The following is a 25,534-nucleotide window of genomic DNA, read 5'->3' as shown; positions in this document are numbered from 1 at the left end:
ATCGGCCTGACCGCTCAGGTGATGGAGCGCGCGCACAGGACATCGGCGACATAGACCCGGCCGGAAACCGTCTCTGTCGTCTGCGTGCGCGCCACTACCCAGCCCACGGAGCGGCAGAACTGGTTCGCCGCCTGCCGGGCACAGTTGGAGTTGGAACCGCCCTCGCACTGGATGCGTTGGCCATCGCGCAGCGGCGCGGGGAAGAATTCCGCCGACGCCCCGCGCAAGGATTGACCCACGCCCGTCCCGAAACCACCGGTCGGACGCATCGACAGTATCGTCCGGAACTGCGGATTGAGTGTGGGCTGGTCCCGCGTGATCGTGGTGCAGCGGCCGGCGTAGTTGCGGGCCGTGCAGATCTGCCACTCACCGCTTCGCACCCTGATCGAGCGCGCGTCCCATCCCAGATTCAGATTGGGCTGGGCATTGGTCACCGACACGAAGGGGCCGTTGAACAGTGTGTCGCGATGAACGATCGCCTCAAGCACATTGGCTCCGGGTGGTGCCGGACGCCGCTCCTCCGGCTGCACAGCCGGAGCGGCCTCCTGCTGCGTCGCTGTGGGCGGCTCCTGACTAGCCGCAAGCCCGGGAAACATGAATGCCGCCGCAAGTGCGGCACTAACGATGATGCGCATCGCCGTCCTCCTGCCATTGCCTTGAACATGGGGCATTCGCGCTGAATGCCCCATCGCTTCGATTATCGTGACAGAGTGTTCTTGTAGACCTTTCCGTCCTTCATGATGACCACGAAATTCCTGGCCGGATCGGCTACCAGATTGAGGTTCTGGAGCGGGTTGCCGTCCACCAGCAGAAGATCCGCCAGCGCCCCGGTTTCAACGACGCCCAGCGTGCCCGCGTAAGGCGCGCGTTTACCCGAGAGCTTCAGCAGTTCGGCGTTGGTGGAAGTTGCCATGATCAGCGCCTCGGCAGGCGTGTACCAGCGGGCCAGAGAGGCCAGAATGGCGCCCTGCTGCTGCGCCAATGCGCGCGAGAACAGGACGTCGGTGCCAAATGCCGTCTTGATCTTGTACTTCTTGGCATACTCATATGTGCGCGAGATGCCGGGGAAGACTTCGTCCGCCTTTTCCCGCTGAACCGAACCCACCGGCATTCCGGTGCGCATTTCATCGGGTAGCGGTTGCAGGCTGAGCCAGATGCCCTTCTGGGCGATCAGCTTGGCATCGGCCTCGGTCATCAGAAAGCCGTGTTCGATGCAGGTCACGCCCGCGGCAATGGCCGACTCGATCGCTGCCGGGGTAAAGGCGTGCACGGTAACGTACGTGCCCCAGTTATGCGCGGCTTCCACTGCCGCTTGCAGCTCCGGCACGGTAAAGGTCACCACATCGATCGGGCTGAATGGGGAGGAGACGCCGCCCCCGGCGGTGAGCTTGATCTGCGAGGCGCCCTGCATCAACTGCTCGCGGACACGCACGCGCACTTCATCGGGGCTGTCGGCAATGGCATAGCCGCCCATCTGCTCTCCGCGCGTGAGCGGGCCGCCGATCTGGCGCGGCAGGTCCGAGAGCTGCCGGAAATCGCCATGGCCGCTGGTGACGGTAATCATCGCACCGGCCGGGTAGATGCGCGGACCGACCGCAAACCCGGCATCGATCGCCTGCTTGAGGCCGAACACCGGGCCGCCTACATCGCGGACCGTCGTAAAGCCGCGCAGCAGCGTGTCTTTCGCTTCATCCCCTGCGATCAGGTTGAGATAGCCCTCGTTTCCGGTAAGCAATTCGGCCGGGGTCGGGCGGATGAACATCGCATGCCAATGCGCGTCGATCAGGCCGGGCATCAGGGTCCGGCCGCCACCGTCTATAACCAGTGTATTCGGGTCGGCGGCAATCGCGTCCGTTGAAATACGCTCGATCGTGTTGCCACGGACAAGCACATTAGAGGGCGCCGAAAGGTTCGCGTTCTTGCCGTCAAAAATGCGGACATTCTGGAACAGAGTCGCCTGAGGTCCTGCCTCGGCAGGAGCCTGTTGGGCCATGGCGGGAACTGAAAGCATCGCAAGCAGAGACGCCAGCAGCGCCGCCGGCCAGAAACGACCGACGACGCGCGAATCCGGCGCGCCCAGAACCTTCTTCAACCATGTGCATGACCTCATGGCATTTCCTCCTCCTGACACCGCCGCCTACCCGGCTATCGCGTCGAAATCGAAACCCTGAAAAATCGCTCACAGATGACGAAGGCCTGCGTCCATTCGCCTATTTGTTCAAAGATGCACTGGTGGGCGCAGCGCAGGCCGAAGCGGTCTGCAAACCGTTCACCGGCCAGCTGAGTTCGTACACGACCCGAAAACCGTTATGGTCGGAAAGGACCGGCCCGCTCGGCCCGCCATCGAACATGCCTTCGGCGCGTATGGGGCGTATCTTCACGACCGCTCCCGACGAAAAATACTGCTTGTCCTGTACGCGCCGCCACTGATCGGCGTGCTCCCAATGCTCAAGAACCTCGCACTGGTCGGGCTTCTCGATGCAGAACTGGTGGACGTTCTGTAACGGGAACTGCCGTGAGAAATGCTCGAAGCGAACGTCGGAGTTCCGCATGTTGAAGTCCCCGGCGATGATCGTGGGGCTCGACAAGTCTCCGGTCGTGCTCGCGAAATCGGACAGTTCGTTGGTCTGCCGCTCGTGGGCGGCCGCGTGGCGCTCCACCGATACGCCCGACGCGCGCTGCGCCTGCATATGGGTGTTGAAGACATCGATCCTTCCGGGAACGCCCGGTATAGCGATCTCTGCCATAAGCGCGCCTTTGTTGGACAGGCAGTCAAACCCAGCGCAACTGCCCCTTGCATAGGGCCGGGCCGCTGAAAGCACGACCGGGTAATCGGTCGCGATCACAAGACCGCTCGATGTGAAATTCTCTGCAATTTCGCCGCGAAAAATATTTCGCCTGCCCGGCAGCGGTCCTTGCACATTGGGCGCCTGCCGCGTGCTGGCGTGCGGGCCGACGGTCAGGTCGGTATAGCCCGTATCCACCACCGCCTTGGCAGCGGAGCCGCTGAAGACTTCCTGAAACACGATGATGTCGGGTCCGTTATGCTGCGCGCGGAACGCGGCCAGACGCTTGCCGATCTCGCGCAGGTAAGGCGCCCGGTTCTGACGCGCCGGCCAGGGCAGGCCCTCAATATTGTACGTGAGCACATCGATGTGCGTAATGGCTGTTGTGCCATCCGCCGAATATGTGATTGCGGGCCCCGTAGCGGCCGCGCAATCGGCCGAACGTTCCGCAGGCAGGCTTGCGCATCCTGATAGTAGGAGTGCGGCACCTAATGGTGGAATACACAACCTCACAGTGACTTACTTATCACCGCGCGCCCCAACCGGCGCAAGCGATATCTTGTCTCAATGACTGGAGGCGTACTCCAAGACGACGGTCACGTTGCGACAAAGCAACACGACCGTCGTCTTGGCTTCAATACTTAGCGAACGAAGCGCCAGCGCATCGTTTCACCGGCATGGAACGGAACCACGCTGATCTCTCCGTGCGTGATCGCCGCCGGTACGACCACGTCCTCGCGCCGCAAGGTCACGGTGCCCTCGTTCAGGGGCAGGCCGTAGAAATTGGGGCCATGCACGGAAGCGAAACCTTCCAAGCGGTCGAGCACGCCTTCCTCGTCGAACACCTGGGCGTAGCTTTCCAGAGCGTACGGTGCGTTGAAGATGCCCGCGCATCCGCAGGCAGCTTCCTTGCGGCCCACCGTGTGCGGCGCGGTATCGGTGCCGAGGAAGAACTTCGGCGAGCCGGACACCGCCGCCTTGCGTACCGCGAGCCGGTGTTGTTCGCGCTTCGCCACCGGCAGGCAGTAGGCATGCGGGCGAATGCCGCCGTCGAAAATCGCGTTGCGGTTGATAATCATGTGCTGCGGCGTGATCGTCGCACCGATCTGCGGCCCGCTGCCGACAACGAAATCGACCGCATCGGCCGTCGTGATGTGTTCGAGCACGATCTTGAGGCCCGGGAAATCGCGCACCAGCGGCGTGAGAATGCGCTCGATGTAAACGGCCTCGCGGTCGAAAATGTCGACTTCGCGATCCGTCACTTCGCCATGGATCAGCAGCGGCATGCCGATCCGCTGCATGGTCTCCAGCACGCGGGTCAGCTTGCGTACATCGGTGACGCCATGCGCGGAATTGGTGGTGGCATTGGCCGGATAGAGCTTGCAGGCGGCGAACACGCCCTGCTCGAACCCGCGCTCGATTTCCGCCGGATCGGCATCGTCGGTCAGATAGCAGGTCATCAACGGCGTGAAATCCGAACCCGCAGGCAGAGCGGCCAGAATGCGTTCCCGATAGGCCTGCGCCGCAGCCACGGTGACCACGGGCGGCGTCAGGTTCGGCATGACGATAGCGCGCGCGAACTGGTCTGCGGTGTAGCCGACGACGGCTTTCAGCATCTCGCCATCGCGGAGATGCACATGCCAATCGTCGGGGCGGCGGATCGTGATCTGTGATGTCATGCCGGCCGCTTTAACCGCCAAGATGCGAGTCGTCGATGGCTCCGGCGGCATCGATCGACACGCAGCGGCCGAACAGCCACCAGTCATCCTGCAGTCCGGTTATCCCGACAGCTGTGTCGCAAACGCACAAACGAGGTAGGCAAGGCCGCCGATTGGCGAACATGCTAGCGAGGGATTCTTTCGATATCTCAGTGTTTACCCTGATGGAATCCTTCGGGTCGGCGGGTAACGTGCCCGTCTCAGCCTTCCAGACGCCGCCACCTCGGGAGTTTACGCGCGGCGAAGGCCCAATGTCACCTTCACCGGTTCTATGAAAGGTCGTGCGATGAGGATAGATCGTCTGCAAGTCACGCGTCGTCTGGCTGTCGGCGGCATTGCGGCTGCGGTATTGTCGCTAGCTGTTCCGACCCAGGTAAGCGCTTCTCCGCCTGCGGCGGAAATCGAAGCGAAATCGCGGGGCGCGCTGAAGCAGCTCTATGCTTCCAACCCCAAGGCCGCAGCAGTCGGCAAGCGAGCCAAGGGCATCCTGGTCTTTCCCCACATTATCAAGGGCGGCCTGGTCATCGCGGGTTCGTCCGGTGACGGCACGCTGTTCGTGAACGGCAAGGCCACGCGGTTCTTCAACATCTCGAGCGCATCGTTCGGTTTGCAGGCCGGGGCGCAAGGGTATGGCTACGCGCTCTTTTTCATGAGTGAGAAAAAGCTGGCCGACACGCTCAACGGCACGAGCTGGGATGCAGGTTCAGACGCCAGCGTGGCGTTCATCGATCAGGGTGCGGAAGCATCGCTCGATACGGCCAACCTGAACAAGGCCATCTATGCATTCGCCTTCAGCCAGAAGGGGCTGATGGCAGGCGTCAGCCTGAAGGGCAGCAGGATCAAGGAAATCCATCCGAAGTAAGCGACAGGCTCGCTGTAAATCGCACACCGGCATTCCCGGGCGGAGATTTCTGCCATCGTCTCGACACATCCTGCCTGGATTACCTATGTAATTCAGGCAGGATGACAAACAAGCGGCGATGGCGATCACATGACGAATGCAGGCGAACGTACCCAACCGAGGCTCGACCTTGTCGCGCTGGGACCCGCGCTGATCGTCTTCGTCATCCATGCGGTCTTAGGCGCGCGCTACGATCTCTTCCGTGACGAGCTTTACTTCATCGTCTGCGGCCAGCACCCCGCCTTCGGCTATGTCGACCAGCCACCGGCCGTACCGCTGATGGCTGCAGCGCTGTACGGACTCACGCATGCAGCGTGGGGCGTGCGCCTGCCTGCCGCGATCGCCGCAGGGATGCTGGTGTGGCTGGCCGTGCGCTTCGTCCACCTGCTCGGTGGAAACGGGCTCGCCATGGCATTTGCCGCGCTCGCTTGCGCGATTGCTCCGATGCTGATGGGGCTGGCGGCAACGCTCAACACCTCGACGTTCGACCCATTGACCTGGACCGCCGTTGCCTTCCTGCTGACGAAAGCGCTTCGCGGTGGAGACGAGCGCGCGCTGCTGTTCGCCGGACTGGTGGCGGGACTGGCACTCCAGATCAAGTACGCGATGATGTTCTGGATGGTCGGGCTGACGATCGGCCTGCTGCTGACGCCCGAACGCCGGCTTTTCCTACGCCCCGCCTTTTTGAAAGGGGCAGTCCTGGCCGCGTTGATCGCGCTGCCTTCGTTCGTGTGGCAACTTGTTCACGGCTTCCCGTTCCTCGAACTCGGTGAGGCCGCGAAGGCCAAGAACGCGGACGTGGCGCTGCTGCCGTTCCTCGGCAATCAGGTCCTGGTCATGAACCCGGCCTTCGCGCCGCTGTGGACCGCCGGGCTCCTTGCGCCGTTCCTCGCCCAGCGCCTCAGGGATCTGCGCTTCCTTGTGATCGCGGCCTTGGTCGTGGTCATCATCGTCCGGCTGGGGCAAGGCAAGGATTACTATCTCGCACCGCTCTTTCCGACGCTTTTCGTGATCGGAGCGGTCGCGCTGGCGCCGCTGGCGCGTCGAATGCCCGGCAAAGCTATGGCGGGTGTCGGTATCGGCGCAGCGGTAGTGTTTTCCGCGCTCGCCGCGCCGATGGCTCTACCGATCCTCTCTCCGCCTGCGCTCGTGGCCTATATAACTCGGATCGGCATTGCACCGCAGCAGCAGGAGCGTAGCTTCAAGGGCACCGTGCTGCCCCAGTCGTTCGCCGACCAATTGGGCTGGCACGATTTCACCCGTCAGGTCGAGACGGCATGGAACCGCATCCCCGCCCAAGACCGCGCGATGACCGGCATCAAGGTCGAGAATTACGGCGAGGCTGCTGCCCTTGATCTCTACGGTAAGCAGCTTCCTCCCGCGCTTAGCGGGCATAATCAGTATTTCATGTGGGGCCTGCGCGGACAAAATCCGCGCGACCTGCTGGTGATCCAGCACGACCTCGCCGGGCTGATGCCCTATTGCCACCGGGTCACTCAGCTCGGCACGACATGGTCGCCTTACGCCATGGCTTACGAGAACGGCAATGTGATCGCCCTGTGCCAGGGCGTGAAACCGGCGCTGATCGATCTCTGGCCTCAGCTCAAGAACTTCAGCTGAACGACCAGCTAACGGAGCAAATGGAAGTGCGAGGGCGCCAGCGCCCGGTCGGTGAAACGCGCCATGCGCACGGCGCCGTGGAAGAAGTTCACGCGATTGTAGCGCGCCCCTATCGAGGTGTTGCCGGGGCCTTGCGGCGCGAAGCCATCAACCTTCGCCTCGCCTTCTAGAACGCCGTCGACATAGCTGCGATAGGTCGTCCCGTCGAACGTCTGGGCAACGTGATACCAGCGGCCAACGGGATGCAGTTTCGCCGGATCGATAAGGACTTGTGCGTAGCCCTTCCCTTTGATGAAGCTGTCGAGATACCAGAAATTCCCCACGACCCTGATCTCGAACATCATCCGCGTTTGGTTCGCGGGATCGTCCGAAGCGAGATGCAGCCAGCGCTGCTCGAACGCGCCCCCGTCGGGCCGGAACACCGCCTCCAGCGTGAACTGGCGCGCGCCGGCAAGCGGATGGCGGGGAAGGTAGAGTGCATCGTCGACACCATCGAACACCACGGCCTTGCCGACCGGCCCATCCTCGACACGGGGATCGCCGAGCAATTGCGGGTGCAAGTTGCCGATACGGTCGAGACGGTCGAACGTCCAAACGACCTGCCCCTCCTTCGCCTGCGCCGGGGCGGCCAACACCGCCAGCGCAAGCAGGGCGAGGAACCGGGCACGCATCAGTGCGTCTCTCCAAGGATCACGACATTGTTGCGCTGGGTCACTTCCGGCACTCCGGTCGAGACCCTGACATGCAGCACTTCAGGCGCGCCGGCGGGGACGGTGAGCATGACCGTTGCGGTCTTTGCCAGCAGATCGGTCGGCGGTGCCAATGCAGGCACGGCGGCGGAGGCGAGGACCTTGCCCCTCGGCGTTTCCAGCGTGAGCGTGCCTGCGGGCGCGGCGACCGAGCCGAGGCTATGCACGATGACGGCAAGCCTGTTGCCCTTGCGCGTCACGTCATCGAGACCGATGCCGAGATCGGGGCGATGCTCGGGCTGGACAGCGGCCTTCTGCTTGAGCCGGAAAGTCATGACCGTCGCGGCGCCCGGCGCGAAGGTGACCGGCAACGAACCGCCGCGTTCCAGTTCGACCTCGCGCGGGGTCGCGCCCTGCGCGACATCGCTGCCGTCCGCAGCAAGACCCTGCGTCGTTTCCCAGGTGCCCGCCACAACGTTCCACGTTCCCATGTCCGCACGCTGCTCGGTGCCGGTGGTGTTGTAGGCAACGACCGTGAACTGCTCGGGCGTTGCATCGCGCACGAGGATCGCCACTTCCACCGCCGCCTCGGGGTCTGCAAAGCGCCAGCTCACCGCATTGCCCGGGTAGGTCTGGTTGCGCTTGAGGGCGATACCGCCGAGCCGCTCGCGCTGGAGCAATTCGTTCGGCGCCTCCACGCGGTCGCTCCACCAATGTCCTTCGGTGTACATGTACATGTGCTGGCTCTTGTCAGAGATGCCGTGGGCGTTGAGCGCCTCCAGCCACGCGCGGTCGCCGGTGGTGTTCCAGGCCTCGAACCGGGCGAAGTCGTCGCCGCCCTCTGCCTTGCGCAGTACGGGGTCTTTCAGATCCGCTCGCTTGCCCAGTACGGTCAGGGCGTTCTCGTTAAGCTCGGCCAGCACGCCGAAATTGTCCTTGCCGACGCGGCCGAGGATCGGGCGCAAGTACTTGTCGTCGCCGGTGAAGCGCCATGCCGCCCAGGCCGACTGCATCGGCAGCGTGGCGCCGCCGCCGTCGCCCGCGCGCTCGGTGTCGTGGTCGAAGCTGATGTCATTGGGGAAGGTCCAGAGCCCGTTCGCCCCTTGCTTGCCGTGGGCCAGCAAGCCGTCGACCAAGCCCGTAACCAGTCCCCGCGCGGTCGGATCGGCGTTGTAGAGACCCAGCAGGACCGGCGTATGCATGATGACGAAACCATAGGGTTTCTGCCATGCCCACGGCTCGTCGCGGTAGATCTTGCGCGCGCCGTACCAGCTGGACGAGATGTGCATGTGCCCGGCCGGGTTCACGCGGATCACTTTGCCCAGCGCCTTGACGGTGGCCATCATCCGCTCGACCGCCTTGGGTTCACCCCAGTTGAGGTAGAGCCGCTCGGCATCGGAATTGATGCCTTCCTCGTAGACGTGCAGCTCGTCGGTGGTGATGTAGCCCAGCCCGTCGACGATCATGCCGTTCTTGTAGACCGCGTCCGACAGCGCCCGCAGCGAGCCGTTGATCTTGTCCGGATCGACGCCCATCAGCGCAAGGCCGGGCCATTGCTGGGTCAGGTCGGTATCGTCGGAAATGCCGCCGCCGAAATCGCCGTAGGGCACCTGCCGGTTATCGATCCACCAGTTCACGAAGTGGCGGGTGAGCTTCAGGTCCTCAAGCTGGCGGAACGCCCAGAGCGGCATGCCCGCCGGTGGCTGCGGCTGGACGAAGGGCGGAAGCTGCGCCTCGGAATAGCCGATGTCCGCCCAGTAGCGCCGCGCTTCCAGATTATCGGGATCGACGCGCAGCAGGTCGGTAATGTCGCCATAGAGGCGGCGGTAGAGCGCGGCGCGCTTGGACGCGGTATGCTCCTCGACCAGGAAGGCCCAGTTGTCCTTCACCTGATTGAAGCGGTCGGCAACATGTTCGACTTTCGCCTCGGCGCGGTCCTTGAAGACAAGGCGCACGCTCATCCCGTTGAGCGATTTCGCGCCGAAGTCCGGCGCGGCCGACGCCACCGTCATGTAGAGACTGTCCGCCGTCAGGATCCGGTCGCGCAAATCCAGCCAGAGCGTGCGCTGCTGGCCCGGGCGCACCGATACCTGCACGTCGATCATGTCGCGATCGGGCCAGATCGGATCCTTCACCCGAATATCGAGCGGGATCACGCCTTGCGAATTGGGCGTCGCGTCGATCGCGGGCAGGTCGATGGCCAGCCCGTCCAGCCCGTCATGGACGTTTTCCCAGCCGTAGTTCCAGGCGCGCGCCAGTGGGCGACCTGCCGGAGCGTCGCCGAAGTTCGAGGGGATCAGCACATGGACCAGCGGCAGATCGTCGCCGCTGCGCCGCCCATTCCCACTTTGGGCCGTGCCCGAGGCGCCCGCGCTGCCCGCGCCGACCGCCGCCTTCACACCGCCGGTCGGCATGGCCACGACGGTCGAACGCTCGTTCGCCGGGTAGCGCCCTGCGATATGCGCATTGAGCTGCTCCAGCGCGCCAAGGTCCGATGCTGCGTCGGCGTGCACGGTATAGCTGAGCTGGAACGTGCCCTTGGGCACTTCCCCGGCATGGATGTCGTAGGCCCAGATCTCCTGGATCGGCTGCTCCTGCATCACGTTCGTGAAGCGCAAGCTGCCGCCCGTCTTCGTGGGGGTATCGGTGAGCGAGCGCACCACGCCCTTGGGCCGCGCCGCCAGCTTGGTCCACGCGGACTGGCCGTCCGGAGACCACTCCAGCGCGCCATAGGCCGCGCCGCGAATTTCGACGCGGTTGAACGCCGCGTTCTGCGGCAGCGTCAGTTGATAGGTCTTGCCGCCCTCGACATAGACGTTCCAGTCCGGCAGCTCGAAATAATCGTCACGCCCGGGCAGGCGGGAGCGGTTGTAGACGCCGGGCCAGGTGGTCTCGGCAATGCCGTCCACACCCTTCCACATCCATTCCTTGAGGTCCTTGGCATCCGCGAATTCGACCTTGCGGATGGCGGTAACCTTGTCATCCAGCACCGGCGGGCTCTGAGTGTCCCAGCCGAAGCGATGGAGCCACGCCTTGCGCAGATCGGCCTGAACCGAAGGAAGCGTTCCGGCCGGTTGCTGTCGCGCCGCCAGTTGCGCCACTTGCGCGCCGTCCAACATGTGGTCGTAGACGCGGATATCGTCGAGGTCGGACCCGCGCATGAAGTTGTAGCGGCTCTGCACCTGATGCGGCGCGATGACGCGGCCGGCGAGGCCGAACTGGTCCAGCGCCATGTCGAGATCCGCCGCCTGCTGCTTCGAGGCGACTTCCTTGCCATCCCAGAACAGTCGCACGCCCTGCGTCTCGTCCCAGGCGAAGGCGATGTGGTGCCAGTCGTCGGTGGTCGGCGGCGTCGGGATCGTCCAGCTTACCCGCACGCGCGAGAGGTTGGCGTCGGTCACGAAGGCGTCGAAGCCGTGGCCGTTCCAGTCGATGCGCAGGAAGGCCATGTCCCAGCTTGAATGGTCGCCCGCGCTCGCGCGGAAGATGACGAACGGCGCCTCGCCCACCGGCGTATGGCTGCGCCAGAAGAACGACAGCGTGCCGCGCTGCGCATAGATATTCCCGGGCGCCTCCCATGCGACATAGCCGCCATCAGACCATCGCCCCGCACCGCCGACGGCACCGTCAGGGACGATCGAGACATCGCTCTTGAAGTTCGGAACCGCCGCGCCGCCGGAAACCGTCGCATCGAATCCGCTGTCGAGCGGCGCATGAAACAGCAGGCCGTCCGCCTCCTGCGCGATAGCCGGAGCCCCGGCAATGCAGAGACCGGCGACAGCCAGTGCAATCCGCGAACAGACCAGATTCGTCACGATACGCCATTGGGGATGCGACACGCAGGCTTCTCTCCCTTGGCGGGCCGGGGAGAACACTCTCCACGGTCTCCGTCCTTGGGCAACCTTATGACACCGGTATCATTTCGATCAAGCCCCCCCGCTGCGAGCCTGTATGAAAAGTAATCCCCCGGCTCAGAACCCGATCGTGGCGACCATCGCCAGCCGGGTTTCCTTGCTGTCGGCAAAGGGCGCCTTCTTCAATTGCTGACCAAGATCGAGTTCGAGATCGAGATAGCGGCCCACCGTATAGTGCGCCTTGGCGCCCACGCTCACCAGTTCGGCGTTCTTGGGCGAATCCGGCAGGCGCCGCTGCTGCCACACTTTGCCGTAGTCCACGAAGAGGCCAAGCTGCATCTGGTCCTCGAACTGCCCGCTCTTTGCCAGCAGGTGGAAGGCCGGCGAATTGAGTTCGGTCTTGGCAAGGAAACCCTGGCTGCCCAGCGCCGCGTTGGGATCGTAACCGCGCACGCTGCCAAGGCCGCCGGCAGAAAGCTGCTCGCTGTACGGCAGGTTGCTGGTGGCGAACTGGGCCATGCCGCGCACCACCCAGTTGATCCCGTGCGGGAGATAGGTCGTGCGCGTGATCGAGATGCGGTCATAGGCGTAAGTCGCCTTGCCATAGGGCACCAGCTGCTGGAGATCGGCATCGTTATTGTGGCTGGTGACATTGCCGGGCGAGATCACGGTCTGGTTCTCCAGCACCGTCTGGCCGTGACGGTCGTTGATCGTGCCGGTGAAGATCACCGGAACCTGGAACACCTCGACGGCGGAATCAAGCAGCCGGAAGCCCAGGAATTCAAGGTTGCTGTTCGCCCGCTTGTAATCGATGCCCACCTGGATGCTGGTCCGCACCGTGCCCGGCCCGCGCATGTTGTGCACGAAGCGCGCGCTGACCTGGCCGGAATGCCCCTCGCTGTTGAACAGGTCGGAAAATTCCGGCTTCTGAATGGCATAGGCACCGAAGATCATCAGTCGGTCATCCGGCGTGATCGGGATGACGTCGCTCGCGGAATGGGAGGTATATTCACCCTTGAAGCTGCGCGTGAACTGATACGAGAGGATCTGGCCGGTCCCCAGCACATTGCCCCAGTTGAAGCCCACGAACCATTCGTCGCGGCCCAGCGTGGGCACGCCCTGATTGTCATACCCGGCATAGACGCGCACCGGCAGCCGGTCGTGTGCTTCCAGCACGAGGTCGGTCGTGCCGGTTTCCTGCCCGGGCCGGACCACGCCGTCCACGGTGAGGAACGGGTTCTGGTTATAGTCGTCCAGGGCCTCGCGCAGGCGCGGCAGGGTCAGCACTTCGCCCGATCTCAGATCGCTCATGCCCCGGATCAGGTTCGACGAGAAATGGCGGTTGCCCGTTACATCGATCGCGCCGACCCGATATTCGGTGACGACCACCTGCACCACGCCGCTCTGCACGTTCTGCGGCGGCACGCCGACATCGACGAAGGGATGATCCCCGGTCCGATAAGCATCCTGCACCACGCGGACGATGGCATTGAGATCGCCGCGCGTCAGCGGCCGGTTCAGATAGGGCCGCATCGCGGCGTCAAAGGACGGATTAGTCAGCAGCGGCAGGCCCCGCACTTCGACGCCGGAGCCCACCCCATCGGCGGCAATGCCCGCCGGTTGCAGCCCGGCGGGACCATTCACGAAGACCAGTCCGCGCAGCACGGGAAGGATCTGCGTGGCATCATCGGCGGAAGCGGCCGGCGACGGCGGCGTAGGCACTTCCGGAGCGGGCTGATTGGGCGGCTGTTTCGGCATACGCCGCTCGAAGTCCTGCGCATGGGCCAACCCCATTCCCAGTCCTGTCCCGAACGTCGCCGCACCCGCCGCGACAAGCGCGGTCACCACCTTCATCGATTTCATCATCATTGCCCCCCGCCAAGACCGATTGCCGGTGAAGGCGTGTCGTAGTGGATCTGGATCTGCACGCTGCCGCCGCCCCGGTTCAGGATCTGGTCACTGGAATTGACGACGGCGGTGCGCTTGCGGATCGTCCAGTCGGTCGCGGTCTGGTCGATCCCGCCCGGCTGCAGGATGCTCGGCATCGCCGCCATGCCCTGCGTGAGTCCCTGATAACGCGGGAAGATGCTGGGATAGACGATATAGAACCGCCCGAAGAGCCCGCCCCAGAACTTGGCCTGCAAGTCCGGCAGATCGGGCAGGCACAGCACCACCGAAGCGCACGGATAGGCATAGAGGATAGTGCCCGGCCCGGTCGCAACGTCCGGCAGGTTGTAGTTGGCGAGCAGCGTGCCCTGGTTGGCCAGATAATCGGAAGGCGAAAGCGCGGCGGTCACCAGGTGCTGGCCCGGTTCGGGCGAGGCATAAGTGCCCTGCGTCTGCGTGATGCTGGCGCCGTCACCCGCCACGAAACCGGTGATCGTGTAGTCGCCGGGCTTGAGCGTGGCATTGGTATTGCCGTCGCGCTGCTTGGTGGGATTGCCGGTGATCGCCACCGTCAGGTCCGCGCGGTTGATCGTGCCGTCGCCCGAGGCGCTGGTGGGCAAGACATAGTTGCTGAGCAGCGTGCCGCTATTGGCGGTGAAGTCCGAACTGTCGAGCGACGCCGTCTCGGTATGGGCACCGGCATTGGGGCCATCGTAGAGGCCCGAGGTCTCCGTAATCCGCGCGCCCTCTCCGGCCACGAAGCCGGTCAGGCTGTAATTGGCGCTGGTCAGCGCGACGTTGCTGTTCCCGTCATAGGTCTTGGTGGGATCGCCAATGATCGCCGCCGTCAGGATCGCGCGGTCGATCGTGCCCGCGCCCGAAGCCATGGTGGGCAGGACGTAGTTGCTCAGCAGCGTTCCGCCATTCGCGGTGAAATCGCCCGTGGCAAGGCCAGCCGTGACGATGCGGGCGCCGGCATTGGCGCTGTCGTAAGTGCCGACGGGTTGGGTGATGATGGCGCCCTCCCCGGTGGCGAAACCGGTCAGGCTGTAGTTGGCGCTGGTGAGCGCGATCGTCTTGTTACCGTCGTAGGTCTTGGTCGGATTGCCGATGATCGCCGCCATCAGGACCGCGCGGCTGATCGTACCGGCACCCGAAGCGCTGGTCGGCAGCACGTAGTTGCTGAGCAGTGTGCCGCTGTCCGCCGTGAAGTCCCCGGCGTCGAGGCTGGTCGAAACAGTGTGCGGACCGGCGTTGGCGCCGTCGTAGAGGCCCGCCGTCTGGTTGACCGTCGCGCCTTCACCGGGCGCGAAGCCGGTCAGGCTGTAATTCGCGTCGGTCAGCGTGGCCGAGGTGGTACCGTCATAGGCCTTGGTGGGATCGCCCACGACCGTGATCGACAGTACCGCCTGGTCGATAGTGCCCGCACCCGAGGCGCTGGTGGGCAGGGCGTAATTGGACAGGAGCGTGCCGCTGTTGGCGCTGAAGTCGCCCGCGCCAAGGCTGGCGGTGACGGTGCGCGATCCGGCGTTGGCGCTGTCATAGAGCCCCGCCGTCTGCGTGATGGTGGCGCCCTCTCCGGCGATGAAGCCGGTGAGGCTGTAATTCGCGCTCGTCAGCAGGGCGTTCGCATTGCCGTTGTAGGTCTTGGTCGGATTGCCGATGATCGCCGCCAGCAACGCGGCCTGCGTGATCGTGCCTGCTCCGGTGGCGCTGGTGGGCAGGATATAGTTGGTCAGCAAGGTGCCGCTGTTCGCGCTGAAATCTGCGCCGCCAAGGCTGGCGGTAACCGTACGCGATCCGGCATTGGCGCTGTCATAGAGCCCCGCCGCCTGCGTCACGCTTGCGCCCTCGCCCGCAGCGAAGCCGGTGAGGCTGTAATTCGCGCTCGTCAGCGTGGCATTGGCGTTGCCGTCGTAGGTCTTGGTCGGATTGCCGATGATCGAAGCCATGAGGATCGCCTGCGTGATCGTGCCCAGCCCTGCCGCGCTGGTCGGCAGCACGTAGTTCGACAGCAGCGTCCCGGAATTGGCCGCGAAATCGGCACTGCCCAGGCTGGCGGTGACAAGGCGCAGGCCCGCGTCACGGCTTTGATAGGTGCCGGAGGTCTGGGTGACGCTCGCCCCCTCTCCCGAAACGAAGCCGGTAAGGCTGTAGTTCGCACTGGTCAGCGTGGCGGCGGTGGTGCCGTCGTACGTCTTGGTCGGGTTGCCGATGATCACTGCCAGCAGGGTCGCCTGCGTGATCGTGCCCGGACCGAAGACGGTTGTGGGCAGCAGATAGTTGGACAGCAAGGTTGTGCCGGTTGGCGTGAAATCGGAAGGATCGAGGTCCGCCGTGATCAGGTGGATACCGGCATCCTTCGACGCATACCTGCCCACCGTCTGCGTGACGATCGCGCCGTCGCTACCCACGAAACCGGTCAGGTCATAATTGGCCGGGGTGAGCGTCGCGATCGTGTTGCCGTCATAGACCTTCGTGGGATTGCCGATGATCGCGCCGTCGATAGCGCGCCCGTTGATGGGGCGCGGGTTGATCGTTCCTGCTCCGGACGCACTGGTCGGCAGGATGTAGTTCGACAGCAGCGTGCCGCTGTCGGCGGCGAAATCGATGCTTCCCAGTGCGGCGGTAACGATCCGCGCCCCGGCGTTGGGGCTATCATAAGTTCCGAAGGTCTGCGTCACGCTCGCGCCCTCACCGGCGACGAACCCAGTCAACATGTAATTGGCACTGGAGAGCGCGGCATCGGTGGTGCCGTCGTACGTCTTGGTCGGATTGCCGATGATCGCAGCGGTCAGGATCGCCTGCGTGATCGTGCCCGCCCCGGTCGCGCTGGTGGGCAGGATATAGTTGCTGAGCAATGTGCCGCCGTTCGCCGCGAAATCGCCGCCGGCAAGGCTGGCGGTCACGCTGTGCGATCCGGCATTGGGTCCATCGTAGAGGCCGGCGGTCTGGGTGACCGTCGCCCCCTCGCCCGCGATGAAGCCGGTAAGCGTGTAGTTGGCGCTGGTCAGTACGGCGTTGGCGTTGCCGTCGTAAGTCTTCGTCGGATTGCCGACGATCGCGGCCAGCAGCGTGGCCTGGGTGATCGTGCCCGCGCCGGTGGCATCGAGCGGCAGCACGTAGTTGGTGAGCAGCGTGCCGCTGTCGGCCACGAAATCCGGACTGCCGAACGTGACGCTCACGGTGCGGGGCCCGGCATTGGCGCTGTCGTAAGTACCCGCGGTTTCGGTGACCGTCGCACCCTGCCCGGCCACGAAGCCGGTGAGACTGTAGTTCGCGCTGGTCAGCGTGGCTGCGGTGGTGCCGTCGTAGACCTTGGTCGGGTTACCGATGATGCTGGCCGTCAGCACCGCGCGCTCGATCAGGCCGAAGCCGGTTGCTGTCGAGGGCAGGAGATAGTTCGACAGCAGCGTGCCGCTATCGGGCGCGAAGTCGCTTGCCCCCAGCGTTGCCGTGATCTGGCGGAAACCGGCGTCGGGAGAGGCGAAGAACCCGTCCGTCCGGGTGATCGTCGCGCCCTCGCCGGCAGCGAAACCGGTCAACGAATAGTTGGCGGGGGTGAGCGTGATCGCCGTAGTCGCATCGTAGGTCTTGGTGGGCACGCCGACGATCGAGGCGACCAGCACCGCCCGGTTTATCACGCCCGCACCGCTGGCCGTGGTGGGCAGGACGTAGTTGGACAGCAGCGTGCTGCCGGTCGCGGTGAAGTCGGTGCCGGCAAGGCTGGCGGTGACGGTCCGCGCGCCCGCATTGGGGCTGTCGTAAGTGCCCACGGTCTGCGTCACGCTTGCGCCCTCACCGGCGACGAAGCCGGTCAGCGCGAAGTTCGTGCTGTTCAGCAGCGCGGCGGTGGTGCCGTCATAGCTCTTGGTCGGCGTGCCGACGATGGCGGCGGTGAGAAGCGCCTGCGTGATCGTGCCCGCCCCGCTGGCGCTGGTGGGCAGCACGTAGTTGCTCAGCAGCGTGCCGGACCCGGCCGTGAAGTCCCCGCCGCCAAGGCTGGCGGTGACCGTGCGCGGCCCGGCATTGGCGCTGTCATAGAGCCCCGCCGTCTGCGTCACACTGGCGCTTTCGCTGCCGATGAAGCCGATGAGCTGATAGTTGCCCGAAGTGAGCGTCGCGGCCGTATTGCCGTCGTAGACCTTGGTCGGGTTGTTGATGATGACGGCGCTGAGCGTCGCCTGCCCGATGGTGCCCGCGCCGCTGGCCGTGGTCGGCAGAACGTAGTTCGTCAGCAAGGTACCGGAATTGGCCGTGAAGTCCCCGCCCGCAAGGCTGGCGGTGACGGTGCGCGGGCCCGCGTTGGCGCTGTCGTAGGCGCCCACGGTCTGCGTCACGCTCGCGCCTTCGCCGGTCACGAAGCCGGTGAGCTGGTAGTTGCCGCCGGTCAGCGTGGCGACGGTATTGCCGTCGTAGGTCTTGGTGGGATTGCCGATGATCGCCGCCGTCAGCACTGCCTGGTCGATCGTGCCGAGGCCCTGCGCGCTGGTCGGCAGGATATAGTTCGACAGCAGCGTGCCCGATCCGGCGGTGAAGTCCCCCGAGCCCAGCGCGGCCGTGACCAGCCAGTTTCCGGCATTGGCGGACGCGTAAGTGCCCGAGGTCTGGGTGACGGTCGCGCTCTGCCCGGCGACGAAGCCGGTGAGCTGGTAATTGCCCGCGTTCAGCGTGGCATTGATATTGCCGTCATAGGTCTTGGTGGGATTGTTGATGATCGCGGCGCTCAGTTGCGCCGGAGTGATCGTGCCGGCGCCGGTGGCGCTGGTCGCCAGGACGTAGTTGGAGAGCAGCGTTCCCGAATTCGGGTCATAGTTGGCCTGCGTCAGCGCGGCGGTGATCGTGCGAGCCCCCACGTTGGCGCTGTCGTAGGTGCCCACCGCTTGATTGATGGTCGCCCCTTCGGTGCCCGCGAAGCCGGTGAGCTGGTAATTGCCGCTCGCCAGCGTGGCCGCGGTGTTGCCGTTGTAGACCTTGGTCGGATTGCCGATGATCGCGACGTTCAGCGTGGCCGGCGTGATCTCGCCGATGGGCTGGGCGGTCACCGCACCGGAAATGCTGTAATTGCCCGCGTCGATCCCGGCGAGCGTCAGTCCGGTCAGCGTCACATTGATCGCGGGCGCCACGTTCTTGTCCGCGTAAGACCCCGTAATCCCGGCAGTATTGACGCTGACGTCATCCCCCGAGACCACGCCGTTCAGCGTATAGGCGGTGGACTGTGTCGGCAGATCGGTGGTGGAATCGTAGACCTTGGTCACCTTGGCAAGCTCGATCAGTGCCTGCGTGATATCGGCCGAGAGCCCGGTCGGCTGCGCCACCACATAGTTGTCGAAGGGATTGTTCAGTAGCGCATAGCCCGCCGCCGTGACCGGAATGTTGGTACCGACGTTCTTGGTCGCGAACGTGCCGCTCGCGGCCGAGGAATCGAGTGCGACGGTATCGCCGCTGACGACATTGACGAGCGCCGCCGAACTGCTGTCCAGCAAGGCGATGGTGTTGCCGTTGTAGACCTTGTCCAGCGCCGTCACGCCCGAGATCGTCAGCACGCGCTGATCGATAGTCCCCGCTCCGGTGGCGCTGGTCGGCAAGGCATAGTTCGAAAGCAGCGTCGCCCCGGTCGGCGAGAAGTCGGGGGTGCCGAGCAAGGCCGTGACCGTACGGCTGCCCTGATTGACCGAATCGTAGGTTCCCGCCGTCTGCGTGATGGTCGCGCCTTCGCCGGACGCGAAGCCGGTCAGCGAATAGTTCGTGCTGCCCAGCAAGGCACTGTTGTTGCCATCATAAGTCTTGGTGGGATTGCCGATGATCGCGGCGAACAATTGGGCCTGCGTGACCGTGCCGATATTGCCCGTCACGCTGGAGCTGATGGAGTAGTTCCCCGCACTCGCCCCGGTCAGGCCGAGGTTGTTGACCGTTACCGGCTTGCCGGTGCCGACATTGGCGCTGTCATTGTACTGGCCCGAAACGCCGGACGTATCGGCAATCACCGTGTCCCCGCCCAGCACGCCGGTAAAGGTATAGCCGGTCGAAGCGCCCGGCAGCGTCACCGTGCCATCGTAGACCTTGGTGACCGAGGTCAGGAAAATCTCGAGCTGCCTGATCGTGGCGGTCAGGCCCTGCGCCTGCACGAGGTTGTAATTGCCCGCGTCCGTGCCGGAAACCGTATAGCCGCTGGTCTGCACGTTCCAGAAACCGGCATTGGCAGTGGGATTGCCCGCGCTGTCAATGAAAGTGCCGGTGCTACCGCTGGTGGACAACACGACGTTATCGTTCCCGAGAACGCCGCTGAGGTGCGTATTGGTATTGTCGAGAGCATCGGCGGACGACTGGTTATACGTCTTGTCCAGCGCAAGTGCGCCGGTCACATTGAGCGTGGCGGGCGTGATCGTGCCGATCGCGGCATCGGTCACACTCGCGGCAATCGTGTAGTTGCCCGCGTCCGCACCGTTCAGGACGACGCCGCTCAGGCTCACCAGCTTGCCGGTGCCGACGTTCTTGGTGTCGTAGTTGCCGGCAATTCCGCTCGCCTGAACGCCCACGCTGTCCCCGGCGACCACGCCGGACAGGGTGTAGGCGCTGTCCACCGTAGGGACCAGAGTGTTGGCATCGTAGACTTTGGTGACGGAAGCGAGCCGGATCGTCGCCTCGGTAATGTCAGCGGCAAGGCCCACAGGTTGCAGCACGATGTAGTTGGGCGCATCCACGCCCGAGGTCGTATATCCCGTCGCGGTCACCGGAATGGCGGTGCCGACGTTCTTGGTGGCGAACTGGCCGCTGGCGCCGCCGGACACGAGATTGACCGTATCGCCCGCAAAGACGCCGGACAGCGATCCGCCCGAGCTGTCGAGCGTGGCTATCGTGTTGCCGTCATAGACCTTGTCCAGCGCGGTCACGCCGATCACTTGCAGGGTGGCCTGCGTGATCGTTCCCGCACCGCTGGCGCTGGTGGGCAGCACATAGTTCGCAAGGTTGGTGCCCGATCCCGCCGCGAAATCGCCCGCGCCGAGCGATGCGGTGACCACGCGCGAACCCACGTTCTTGCTGTCGTAAGTGCCCACAGTCTGCGTCACGTCGGCGCTCTCGCCCCCAACGAAGCCGCTGAGCGAATAATTGGCGCTCGTCAGCGTGGCGACGGTGGTGGCATCGTAGATCTTGGTCGGATTGCCGACGATGATTGCGGCCAGTTGCGCCTGCGTGATCGTGCCGGGTCCGGAGATCGAAGTCGGCAGCACATAGTTGGACAGCAGTGTCCCGGCATTGGCGGTAAAGTCCGAAACCGCAAGAGTGGCGGTCACCGTGCGCGCACCGGCATCGGCGCTGTCGTAGGCCGCCCCGGCGGACTGTCCGACGGATCCACCCTCACCCGCGATAAAGCCGCCCAGCGCATAGTTCGCGGCGGTGAGCGAAACTTCCGTAGTACCGTCATAAGTCTTGGTCGGATTGCCGATAATGCTGCCGGTCAGCGCCAGCGGATTGATGTCCGCCGTCAGTCCCGAAGGCTGCGCCAGCGTGTAGTTGCCCGCCTGCCCGCCGGAAATGGCATAGCCGCCGACATCCACCCGCAAGTTGGTGCCGACGTTGGACTGGCGGAACGCGGCGGAAGAGCCCGAACCGCTCAGGACCACATCGTCGCCCGAAAGCACGCCCTGAAGCGTGGCCGTGCCCGAAAGCGTGGCGGCGGTGGTGCCGTCGTAGAACTTGTCGTTCGCCAGCAGGTTGGCAATCGTCAGCCCGCGCGGCGTGATGTTGGCCGTGAGGCCTTGCGGCTGGAACAGCTGGTAGTTGCCGATCGCTGCGCCGGTAACGGTATAGCCCGAAACGGTGACCGCGATCCCGTTGCCGACGTTCGGCGTCGCGAAATTGCCGGTCGACGCGCTGGGATCGAGCGTAACGTCGTCGCCGCTCACCAGACCGAACAGCGTAGGCGTTCCGACAAGCTGAGCCAGCGTGGTCTGGTCGTAGACCTTGTTCTGCGCCGTCATGCCCAGGATGACCAGCGGCGCAGGCGTGATCGTGCCTGGACCAGCAGCTTCGACGGGCAGGATATAATTGGTCAGCAGGGTATTAGCGCCGGCCGTAAACACGGCCGAGGACGGCAGTGCCGCGGTAATCACGCGGCTGCCGGCGTTCGGGCTGTCGAACTCCCCGGTGGCGGCGCCGGTGATCGTCATGGATTCACCGGTGATGAGGCCCGATATCTCATAGTCGGTCGGGTTGAGGGCAATCCGCGTGGTGCCGTTGTAGACGCGTGTGGGATTGCCGATGATGGTCGCGGTAATCGGCGCACGCAGGATCGTGCCGATGCCGGTCGCTTCGGTCGGCAGCGTGTAATTGTCGAGGTTGGTGCCGGAATCGGCGATGAAATCAGTGGGCGCCAGCTGGGCGATCACGGTGCGCAGGCCGGCATCCTTGCTGCCGTATTCGCCCACCGTCTGGGTGATCGTCGCGCCTTCGCCGGCGATGAAGCCGCTCAGCGTATAGTCCGCCGGAGTCAGGGTGGCGACGGTATTGCCATCGTAGACCTTGGTGGGATTGCCGGTGATATCGGCATTGATGACGCCCGGCCCAAGGTTGCGCCGGACGATCGTGCCCAAGCCGGTGACCGGCGAGGGAATGATGTAGTTCGACATGAGCGTATTGGCGTTGGGATCGAAATTGCTCGCATCGAGATTGGCGGAAACGGTCCAGATACCGGCGTTGGCAGAGGCGTACTGGCCCTGTGTCTGGTTGATCGAGGCGCCCTCTCCGGTAACGAAGCCGTCCACGGCGAAGTTGCTGGGGCCAAGCGAGGCATTGGCATTGCCGTCATAGGTCTTGGTCGGATTGCCGACGATGACGATGGTCAGCGGCGCGGGCGTGATCTCACCCTGGATCGCGCCGGTGGTAGGCAGGATATAGTTCGACAGCAGCGTGTTCGGCCCGGCGACATAGTCGGACGGGTTCAGCGCAACCGCAATATCCCAGATGCCCACGTTCTTAGAGGCGTAGTTGAGCCCCGAAGCCTGCGACAGCGAGATGGGTTCGCCCGTGACGACATTGCCGAGCGCAACCTGGCTGCTGTCCACGACGGCATTGGTGGTGCCGTCATAGATCTTGGTCGGCATGCCGTTTCCGGTCAGCGTCAGCGGCCTCGGGGTAATGGCGGCGGTAAGCGAGGAGGAGAAGCTGAGATTGTAATTGCCGGCGTCGGCTCCGCTCAAGACGATCCCGCTGATTGTAACGGGAATGCCCTGTCCCACATCTTTCTGGGCAAAGGTGATCTGCGCCCCCGGCGTGGAAATCGGGACGACCACATCGCGCGAATAGAGGCCGGAAATCTGCAGTCCCGAAGTGTTGACGTCGGCAAAGAAGGTGCCGTCATAGATCTTGTCGTTCGCCGTGATCCCGGTAACGACCAGAGATGCCCGCGTGATATCGGCCGAAAGCCCGCTCGGCTGCGAAACCACGTAGTTCCCGGCGGACGACCCGCTCAGCGTAATGCCGGTGGCCGTGACGGGGATCGCGGTGCCCACGTTCTTGGTCGCGAAGATGCCGGTGGCGCCTGCGAAGTCCAGCGTGACATCGTCGCTGCCCACCACGCCGAAGACCGAGGCACCGGCGGTATTGAGAACGGCATCGGTAGCGCTGTCGTAAACCTTGTCCTGCGCGACGATGCCGCTGACCAGCAGCGAGGCAGGATTGATGAGCCCCGCCCCGGTCGCGGTGGTGGGCAGGATATAGTTGGACAGACTGGTGCCCGAACCGGCACTGAAGTTCGGCGTGGTGAAAGTTGCATTGACGGTCCGCGCGCCCGCGTTGGGGGAATCGTACGCCGCCGTCGCCGCGTTGGAGACATTGATGGTCTCGCCGGTCACGACACCTGTCAGCGCGAAATTGGCGGCGGTGAGCGAGACTGCCGTAGTGGCGTTGTAAGTCTTCGTCGGCGTACCGACGATCGCCGCCGTCAACACCGCCCGGTTGATCGTACCGACCGTGTCGGTCACGCTAGGTGTCGTTACGGCATAGTTGTAGACCGGTATGCCGCCGTGGGTCGCCTGGAAATTGGTCGCCGTTACGGCAATGCCGGTGCCCGCGTTCTTGTCGGCATAAGCCCCGTCGAGGGTCCAGACGTCATTGTTGATAATGCCCGTGACGGTGGTGTTGCTGTCATTGAGCGTGGCCAGGGTCGTGCCGTCATAATCCTTCACCACCGGCCCCAGCGTGAAACTGACACTGGGCGTCACACGGTAGAACCGCCCGTTGCCGGGAGCCGGGAACGCAGTCAGGCCGTCGTAGGCGTAGGAATAGTAATCGGGGATCAGGCCGCCGTCGGTATCGTTGGCGGGATCGTTGGAGGCGACGAACCAGTCGGCCGTTCTGGACGTGAGCGCACTGGCACCCGCATTGTTTACGAAAGTGCCCGTCTCCAGTCCGATGTAACCGTTGGTGGTGATCGAACTACCGGCCGCAAGAGTCAGCGTCCCCGGCAGCGAGAACAGCGTCTGCCCGACCGAGATCGGGGCGTTTACGGTAACATTGCGCCCGGCATCGATCTCCAGTTCACCCACACCCGAGATCATCTGACCGACAACCACGTCGCGGTAGGCATCGAGCGTAAGCGTACCGGTGCCGGTCCAGACGATCGGCGCCGCAACGGTGATGTCGCCCAAGCCGCCCGTGCCGCTGGCACTCGTCTGCTGCGTGACGTTGGTGCCGGTGTTCAACGTACCGACGATCGTGGAGGCCGCCGTGGCATCGATCACCAGATCATCCGGGTCGATCAGCCAGTTGCCGCCGGTGCCTGCTGAAACCGTGGCCGCGCCGACGCTGAAGCTGTGGCCCGAAGTCTCGATCAGCCCGCCACCTTGCGGGCCGCCCGCCGTTATCCGGGCGCCATCGGCAATCGTGGTCGACTGGGCAATATTCGCACCGCTGGCATAGCCGGACGTGCCGACGAGCACTTCGCCGCCGCCGGTCCCGGTCGCGCGGATATCGGCGCTTCCGGCCAGCTGGACTTGTGCGCCGTTGACGCCAACGGTGCCGCCGCTGCCATCCGCGCGCGTGGCGGAGAGCGTGCCGCCGACGTCCACGGTGCCCGAAGGCGCGGTCAGCCAGAGCTGGCCGTCGATCGTCGCGGTGCCCGTGGCCTTTACAAGACCGTCACGATTGCCCGCCAGCGCGAAGATATTGCCGTTGGCCGCCTTGAGCGCCACTGCCGCAGCCTCGATCCGGCCGGTCTGGGTCACGTCGCCGCCACCGGCGCCGTAGGAGACGTAGATGCCGTCGGCCTTGCCGTCGGTCGTCGCCAGCAGCACGTCGTCGGCCGCCGCCAGAGTGACGCGGCCCTGCGCGGCACTGATAAGGCCGCTATTCGTGACCGAGCGCGCGATCAGGACGACGCTGCCGTTCTCGGCACTGATGGTGCCCTGATTGTCGATTCCGCCCGGCGAATTGCCGGCAGCGCGCACTGCCCCGCCCGCCATGAACTGGCCGGGATCGATCTGGCGCGTAGAACCGACGAAGCTGCCCCCGGTAAGCACTTTGCCCCCCGGCCCCACGATCATCCCGGCGGGGTTCATCAGATAGACCGAGCCGGTTGCCGAGAGCGTCCCGTCGATTTGCGAAAGCTGCCCGCCCATCACGCGGTTGAGCGTGGCGCCGGCCGCATTGTTGATCTGGACGGTACGGTCGGCCCCGATCGAGAAGTCCTTCCAGTCGATCACCGCGCGGGCCGAGCCCTGCGTGATCGTCATCGTCGAGCCGGACGTGGCGATCGTGCCGGAGCCGCCCGCGAACACGCCGCCTGTCGGCAGCGGGGCGGTTTGCGCCAGACAAGGCGTCGCCAGGGAAAGGAGCAGAGGGACCGCCATCCCGCCCGCCGGAAGTACTCCGCGCGCGCCGCTCCGGAGCAGTCTTTTCAGGATCGTGGTGCTCAGCATAGCTGAGCGAACATGTGCAGATCCGTGCATAAAGCCTCGCTGCCCACCCGTTGTATTATCTACTTTCCTCCTGTTGACGCAGCCATCCGGAAAAACCCTTAGTACTAAGCATAAATACTTGGAGCGACTGGTTACTTGGTTAGTCGGCCGCTTTGTGTGAC

10 protein-coding genes are annotated in these 25,534 nt (G+C 64.4%); 2 read left to right on the top strand and 8 right to left on the bottom strand.

Translation table 11 applies throughout. The annotated features are described in order from the left end of the window. Positions 1–14: 14 nt before the first annotated feature. From AC1VVM_RS17295 to pyrC, 4 genes are all read right to left on the bottom strand, one after another. A complete protein-coding gene (locus tag AC1VVM_RS17295; protein ID WP_482906581.1) occupies positions 15–635 on the bottom strand; it encodes a beta/gamma crystallin-related protein in 621 nt (206 codons plus the stop codon). 62 nt (positions 636–697) lie between these two features. Next, positions 698–2,110 (bottom strand): metal-dependent hydrolase family protein, encoded by a 1,413-nt coding sequence (locus AC1VVM_RS17290; RefSeq protein ID WP_482906580.1) that lies wholly within the window; start codon positions 2,108–2,110, stop codon positions 698–700. Between the two features lie 100 nt (positions 2,111–2,210). After that, the gene (locus AC1VVM_RS17285) at positions 2,211–3,149 is read right to left on the bottom strand and encodes an endonuclease/exonuclease/phosphatase family protein (protein WP_482906579.1); all 939 of its coding nucleotides are present in this window, start codon (positions 3,147–3,149) and stop codon (positions 2,211–2,213) included. A gap of 278 nt (positions 3,150–3,427) precedes the next feature. After that, positions 3,428–4,465 (bottom strand): dihydroorotase, encoded by a 1,038-nt coding sequence (pyrC, locus tag AC1VVM_RS17280; RefSeq protein WP_482956967.1) that lies wholly within the window; start codon positions 4,463–4,465, stop codon positions 3,428–3,430. A gap of 310 nt (positions 4,466–4,775) precedes the next feature. Between pyrC and AC1VVM_RS17275 the strand changes: the two genes are divergently transcribed. Both AC1VVM_RS17275 and AC1VVM_RS17270 read left to right on the top strand, forming a co-directional pair. Beyond that, positions 4,776–5,366, top strand: coding sequence for a lipid-binding SYLF domain-containing protein (locus AC1VVM_RS17275; protein WP_482956966.1), 591 nt, complete (start codon positions 4,776–4,778; stop codon positions 5,364–5,366). A 129-nt stretch (positions 5,367–5,495) separates the two neighbouring features. After that, a complete protein-coding gene (locus AC1VVM_RS17270; RefSeq protein ID WP_482906576.1) occupies positions 5,496–7,025 on the top strand; it encodes an ArnT family glycosyltransferase in 1,530 nt (509 codons plus the stop codon). A gap of 8 nt (positions 7,026–7,033) precedes the next feature. On the opposite strand, the gene AC1VVM_RS17265 is transcribed toward AC1VVM_RS17270, so the two are convergent. From AC1VVM_RS17265 to AC1VVM_RS17250, 4 genes are all read right to left on the bottom strand, one after another. Continuing rightward, positions 7,034–7,696 (bottom strand): LamG domain-containing protein, encoded by a 663-nt coding sequence (locus AC1VVM_RS17265; protein WP_482906575.1) that lies wholly within the window; start codon positions 7,694–7,696, stop codon positions 7,034–7,036. Further along, positions 7,696–11,553 carry a LamG-like jellyroll fold domain-containing protein gene (locus tag AC1VVM_RS17260; RefSeq protein ID WP_482906574.1) on the bottom strand — a complete coding sequence of 1,286 codons (3,858 nt, stop codon included), beginning with the start codon at positions 11,551–11,553 and terminating at the stop codon, positions 7,696–7,698. Before AC1VVM_RS17260 ends, AC1VVM_RS17265 begins: the two co-directional genes overlap by 1 nt. A gap of 132 nt (positions 11,554–11,685) precedes the next feature. Beyond that, positions 11,686–13,437 (bottom strand): ShlB/FhaC/HecB family hemolysin secretion/activation protein, encoded by a 1,752-nt coding sequence (locus AC1VVM_RS17255; RefSeq protein ID WP_482906573.1) that lies wholly within the window; start codon positions 13,435–13,437, stop codon positions 11,686–11,688. Continuing rightward, positions 13,434–25,304: a YDG domain-containing protein gene (locus AC1VVM_RS17250; protein WP_482956965.1), complete on the bottom strand. Its 11,871-nt coding sequence runs from the start codon at positions 25,302–25,304 to the stop codon at positions 13,434–13,436. Before AC1VVM_RS17250 ends, AC1VVM_RS17255 begins: the two co-directional genes overlap by 4 nt. Positions 25,305–25,534 lie beyond the last annotated feature (230 nt).

The sequence above is a fragment of the Novosphingobium sp. BL-S-33 genome (assembly GCF_056857025.1).
Note: the sequence above shows the minus strand (reverse complement) of the source record. Positions and strands in the feature narration are given on the sequence as shown.

Bases quoted from the DNA above. Each gene is read 5' to 3' on its own strand.
- AC1VVM_RS17295 (WP_482906581.1), bottom strand. From the start codon at position 635: ATGCGCATCATCGTTAGTGCCGCACTTGCGGCGGCATTCATGTTTCCC.
- AC1VVM_RS17290 (WP_482906580.1), bottom strand. From the start codon at position 2,110: ATGAGGTCATGCACATGGTTGAAGAAGGTTCTGGGCGCGCCGGATTCG.
- pyrC (WP_482956967.1), bottom strand. From the start codon at position 4,465: ATGACATCACAGATCACGATCCGCCGCCCCGACGATTGGCATGTGCAT.
- AC1VVM_RS17275 (WP_482956966.1), top strand. From the start codon at position 4,776: ATGAAAGGTCGTGCGATGAGGATAGATCGTCTGCAAGTCACGCGTCGT.
- AC1VVM_RS17270 (WP_482906576.1), top strand. From the start codon at position 5,496: ATGACGAATGCAGGCGAACGTACCCAACCGAGGCTCGACCTTGTCGCG.
- AC1VVM_RS17265 (WP_482906575.1), bottom strand. From the start codon at position 7,696: ATGCGTGCCCGGTTCCTCGCCCTGCTTGCGCTGGCGGTGTTGGCCGCC.
- AC1VVM_RS17255 (WP_482906573.1), bottom strand. From the start codon at position 13,437: ATGATGATGAAATCGATGAAGGTGGTGACCGCGCTTGTCGCGGCGGGT.
- AC1VVM_RS17250 (WP_482956965.1), bottom strand. From the start codon at position 25,304: ATGGCGGTCCCTCTGCTCCTTTCCCTGGCGACGCCTTGTCTGGCGCAA.